Below are 4,568 nucleotides of genomic sequence, written 5' to 3'. Positions count from 1 at the left end.
GCCCCAGACCCCGCGCCTCAAACGCCGGCGAGGCTGGGTCTATCCAGCCCCTCCGGCGTTTGAGGAGCAGGGGTCCGGGGGCTGGCCCCCGGGAACGGCGGCGCACCCGGAAACGGGTCCGGGGCGCAGCCCCGGGGAACGGGCGAAGGGCGGGTAGGGGACCTTGCCCCGCAGGGCCAACCCAGCCGCACCCGCCCACCGGCCCGGGCACCGGGCGGCCGTGGCGACAGCCCCGACCCGGCCACCGACGGACGGAGTCCGGCGCAGCGGGACGAAGCCCAGGAGGCCCGCCAGGGCCGAGTGGCGCGAGTGCCGCGTCAAAAAGAGGCAGGAACGGGCAGCCGGAGGGTGGCCAGGACCGGGAGGTGGTCCGTGGCGCGGGCGAGGTCCGCGGGGGCGACTCCGGGCAGCCCCGAAGGGACACCGCAGGCGAGCACCTCCACCCCCGCCCCGGCGAAGACCGCGTCGATCCGCCGCGGCGGAGCCGACCGCACCCACGTGTGCTCCCCACCCCACGGCGCCACCGCCCGGCAGTCCTGCAGGGCACCCGCGAGCCGGCGGAAGGCGGGCCCGGACGGCCCCTCGTTGATGTCTCCGGCGGCGATCACGTACGGCACGTCCATCCCTTCCAGCTGCTCCAGGAGCAGTTCGGACTGGGCCAGCCGTTCGGGCCCGTCCAGCGACAGGTGTGCGCTGAGCACGCCGACCCGGACCCCGCCCAGCCGTACGACGGCCGTGGCGAAGCCGCGCCGGTGGCGGCCCGGTGTCAGGGGCAGCAGTATGTCGTCGGTCCGTTCCACGAAGGCCCGTAGCGAGCACAGGAGCAGCGGTCCCGCGGCCGTCGCGCCGCCCGACAGGACCACCAGGTCGCACTTCGAGGCCAGCCGCGCCGCGTGCTTGCGCCACCGGAAGAACCGCGGCGCCTCCTGGATGCACACGAGATCGGGCGCGCACGCGCGGATGACCCTGGCCAGTGCGTCCTCGTCGTCGCGCAGCGAGCGGACGTTGTAGGAGAGCACCCGGATCACGGCGGAACCGTCGGCTTCGGTACGGGAGTTCGGCAGCTCGGTGAGGTCCATACCCGGCAACATAACGAGACTGCCCGCCGCACCCCAGGGGGCGCGGCGGGCAGTCGTCGGATAGAGGGTGTCAGCCCTGGCGGGCCAGGTCCGCCGCGCCGACCAGTCCGGCCTTGCCGCCCAGCTGGGCGGCGAGCACCTGAGCGTGCGGGCGCCACGCGCCGCCGATCAGCCAGCGCTTGAAGGACTTGCGGATCGGGTCGAGGACCAGGTCTCCCTCGTCCGAGACGCCGCCGCCGACGATGAACGCGGACGGGTCGAAGAGCGAGGCCAGGTCCGCGAGGCCCGCGCCGGCCCAACGGGCCAGTTCGCGGAAGGAGTCGATGGCCACCAGGTCGCCGGCCCGGGCCGCCTCGCTGATGTGCTTGCCCTCGATGCCCTCGGGGGTGCCGTCGCCGAGCGCGAGGAGCGCCTTGGCGTTCTCGGGGGTGGCGTTGGCGCGCTGCTTGGCGTACCGGACGAGCGCCCGCCCGGAGGCGTACTGCTCCCAGCAGCCCTGGCTGCCGCAGCCGCACAGCAGGCCGTCCGGGACCACCCGGATGTGGCCGAACTCGGCGGCCACGCCGAAGCGTCCGCGCCGGAGCTTGTTGCCGATGATGATGCCGCCGCCCAGGCCCGTGCCGAGCGTGATGCAGATGACGTCCTCGTGGCCCTGGCCGGCGCCGAAGCGGTATTCGCCCCAGGCGGCGCAGTTGGCGTCGTTCTCGACGACCACGGGCAGGCCGATGCGCTGCTCGACCTTGTCCTTCAGCGGCTCGTGCCGCCAGTTGATGTTCGGCGCGAAGAGTACGGTCGCGCGTTTGTCGTCGACGTATCCGGCGGCGCCGATGCCGACCGCGTCGATGGTGTGGCTGGCGCTGACCTCGGAGACGGCGGCGCAGATCGCGTCCGTCACTCCGTCCGGGGTCGGCGGCGTGGGCACCTTGTACGTCTCAAGGATGGTGCCGTCTTCGTCGACCACGCCGGCCGCGATCTTCGTGCCGCCGATGTCGACGCCGATGGTGAGTCCCATTAGTCCCTCGGTTTCCGGTCAAACCCCGCCGCTGTCAACCGTACCCGAGGGAGGCGGGGGTTCAGTCGAGATCGATCCGCTCGGTCGGGCCGGCGTCGCCCTCGTCACGGGGGTCCTTCGCGTTCCCGGCGGCGTTGTCGGCGGCGTTGTCGGCGGGCCCGTTCCCCCGTCCGGGGGCCGGTTCGTCGCGCGTCCAGCGGCGCTCGTGGCCCTCGACGGCCGAACGGTAGGCGGCGAGCAGCTCCGAGCCGGCCGCCGCGAGGTGGTCGAAGACCTCGGGATTGCGCTCGACCACGGGTTTGGCGGCGGTCTTCGCCTGGTTGACGAACTGCCGTACGGCGCCCTGCGCGGCGATGCCGAACAGCGGGTTGTTCAGTGCGGTGACCTTGTCGGACACCTTGTCGGCGACGGCCTCGAAGAGTTTGAACAGCTCCTCGGCGGCGGTACCGGTACCGGCGCCCGCGGAGGCGCCCTGCTCGGACCTGCGGCGCTCCCGCTCGGCGGCGAGGTCCTCGGCGCAGGCCTCGGCCCAGGCGTCGTCCCCGGAGGTGGGATCGGTGGGACGGTCGGTGGCCTCGCTCATGGCGGACTCTCCTGCGACGGCGGCGGGCGTGCGGTACGGACTCCTGCTCGGGGTCCTGCTCGTGGTCCTGCTCCCTCCGACGTTACCCGAACGGCGGTACGCCCCCCAGGCCCGCGGGGCCCCCGCCCGGCGGGCGGCTACGCCTTCGCGCCGCTCCGGGGCCACAGGTCCGGGTCCGGAGTGAAGCGGATGCGGAGCTCGCCGTCGGCAAGGGCGGCCCCGGAGACGGTGCAGCGGCGCAGCGCGGCGGGCAGCGGAACGATCCTGCGGTACGGGCCCACCGTGAGCAGCAGCTCGTCCCCGCGCCGGACCAGCCCGAGCTCGCCCTTCTCCGCGCGGGGCAGCGGGACCCGCCAGTGCAGCACCCCGTCCTCGGCGATCCGGTCCTCGACGGTCCAGACCGGGCGGGGCGCGGTCGCCGGGGCGGGGGCCGGGGCCAGCTCCGCCAGGTCCTCGAGGCCGTGCGGGTCCCGGCCCAGGTGGGGTACGGGGAGCACCGGGACGCTCTCGTCCCCGGCCCACTGGGCGGCGTACTTCTCCTGCTGGGCGGCGAGTCCCGCCAGCCACGGGTCGGTGGATCCCGCGGGCAGCAGCCGGTTCGCGACGAGCGCGGAGACGGGCAGCCGGTACAGGGCCAGCCCGAGCATGCCCAGGCGCAGCGCGGCGTCGGCGGCCGGTCCCGGCTCGGCGACGAGCCGCACGGAGGTGGTGGGGGCCTCCAGGACGTCCTGTACGGCCGCCAGGTCCTCGTCCCAGCGGGCGGCGGCCTCGTACAGCCACTGCGCGGGCATGGGGACACCGGCGAGCTGGGCCAGTACGGGGCGCAGGGCGCGGGCCGCCTGGCGCTCCGCGGGGAGCAGCCGGGCGAGGTAGCGGCGGAGCTGGGCGGGGAGGGCGAGGGTGGTGATCGCCTGGTGCAGCGGGGGCAGGTCGACCACCAGGAGGTCGGTGCCGGGCTCGTCCGCGGCCCGCCGCAGGGCGCGGAGCAGGGCGAACTGCTCGGCGCCGGGCAGTTCGGTGATCTCGTCGGTGTGCAGGGGGCGTGCGCCGAGCATCCCGAGCATCGCGGAGCCGCGCTCCTGGAGCGAGACGAGCTCGCGCCGGAACTCCTCGCCGGAGTCGACGCGGACCACGCTGAGCGTGCCCTCCGCGGCCACGGGCGGTTCGGCGGGCCCGGCGGTGAGCAGGAGCACGCGGTGGCCCTGGCGGGCGGCCGCCAGTGCGGTGGCCGCGGCGACGGTACTCCGCCCGGCGCCGCCGGGGCCGGTGACGAGAAGGGTGTGCATGCTGCTCCTAGCTCCGCGTGTGCCTGTCCCTGATTCCCCGGCGGGACCCTGGCCGCCCCCGCCAGCCTGCCACGCCCCTGCGACCCACCCGGCCCTGGCCCCTGCCGTGGCCGTGGCCCTGGCCCTGGCCCTGCCCTGGCCGTGGCCCTGCCCTGGCCGTGGCCCTGCCGTGGCCCTGGCCCTGGCCCTGGCCCTGGCCCTGGCCCTGGCCCTGGCCCTGGCCCTGGCCCTGGCCCTGGCCCTGGCCCCCAGAGCTTCCGCCCTGCCCCTTCGGCGGCGCCGGGGCCGGTAGGCGCGCCGCCCCGGCTGCGGGGTGCCGCTGCGCGGGGCGGAGTTCCCCTACCCGCCCTTCCACCGTTCCCCGGGCTCCGCCCGGACCCGCGCCTCAAACGCCGGCGGGGCTGGGAGTGGCCCCGGGCCTCTGCCCGGACCCGCGCCTCAAACGCCGGCGAGGCTGGGTATGGCCCCCGGGCTCTGCCCGGACCTCGCGCCTCAAGCGCCGGATGGGCTGGAAGCGGGGTGCCGGGCTGCGCCCGCACCCCTTGGGGGGGGGGGACCCCCACAACCAGCCCACGCACGGATAAAAAAAAAAAACAACAACCCCCACC

General features: G+C 75.4%; 5 protein-coding genes. 1 reads left to right on the top strand and 4 read right to left on the bottom strand.

Going from position 1 to position 4,568, the window contains the following annotated elements:
• Positions 1 to 317: 317 nt before the first annotated feature.
• The 4 genes from ACFWNV_RS39360 to ACFWNV_RS39345 form a co-directional block, all read right to left on the bottom strand.
• The gene (locus ACFWNV_RS39360) at positions 318 to 1,079 is read right to left on the bottom strand and encodes an endonuclease/exonuclease/phosphatase family protein (protein ID WP_383957071.1); all 762 of its coding nucleotides are present in this window, start codon (positions 1,077 to 1,079) and stop codon (positions 318 to 320) included.
• 70 nt (positions 1,080 to 1,149) lie between these two features.
• Positions 1,150 to 2,091 carry an ROK family glucokinase gene (locus ACFWNV_RS39355; protein ID WP_383957068.1) on the bottom strand — a complete coding sequence of 314 codons (942 nt, stop codon included), beginning with the start codon at positions 2,089 to 2,091 and terminating at the stop codon, positions 1,150 to 1,152.
• Between the two features lie 61 nt (positions 2,092 to 2,152).
• Complete coding sequence (locus ACFWNV_RS39350) at positions 2,153 to 2,674, bottom strand: DUF5304 domain-containing protein (RefSeq protein ID WP_383957065.1); 522 nt, start codon at positions 2,672 to 2,674, stop codon at positions 2,153 to 2,155.
• A 137-nt stretch (positions 2,675 to 2,811) separates the two neighbouring features.
• Positions 2,812 to 3,960, bottom strand: coding sequence for an ArsA family ATPase (locus ACFWNV_RS39345; protein ID WP_383957062.1), 1,149 nt, complete (start codon positions 3,958 to 3,960; stop codon positions 2,812 to 2,814).
• 106 nt (positions 3,961 to 4,066) lie between these two features.
• Here ACFWNV_RS39345 and ACFWNV_RS39340 point away from each other — a divergent pair, with 106 nt between their 5' ends.
• Complete coding sequence (locus tag ACFWNV_RS39340) at positions 4,067 to 4,252, top strand: hypothetical protein (protein WP_383957060.1); 186 nt, start codon at positions 4,067 to 4,069, stop codon at positions 4,250 to 4,252.
• The last annotated feature ends 316 nt before the right edge of the window (positions 4,253 to 4,568 follow it).

The sequence above is a fragment of the Streptomyces sp. NPDC058401 genome, assembly GCF_042722885.1.
Taxonomy (GTDB): domain Bacteria; phylum Actinomycetota; class Actinomycetes; order Streptomycetales; family Streptomycetaceae; genus Streptomyces.
The sequence above is the reverse complement of the archived record's forward strand: the minus strand, read 5'-3'. Positions and strand labels throughout refer to the sequence as shown.

Bases quoted from the DNA above. Each gene is read 5' to 3' on its own strand.
- ACFWNV_RS39360 (WP_383957071.1), bottom strand. From the start codon at position 1,079: ATGGACCTCACCGAGCTGCCGAACTCCCGTACCGAAGCCGACGGTTCC.
- ACFWNV_RS39355 (WP_383957068.1), bottom strand. From the start codon at position 2,091: ATGGGACTCACCATCGGCGTCGACATCGGCGGCACGAAGATCGCGGCC.
- ACFWNV_RS39350 (WP_383957065.1), bottom strand. From the start codon at position 2,674: ATGAGCGAGGCCACCGACCGTCCCACCGATCCCACCTCCGGGGACGAC.
- ACFWNV_RS39345 (WP_383957062.1), bottom strand. From the start codon at position 3,960: ATGCACACCCTTCTCGTCACCGGCCCCGGCGGCGCCGGGCGGAGTACC.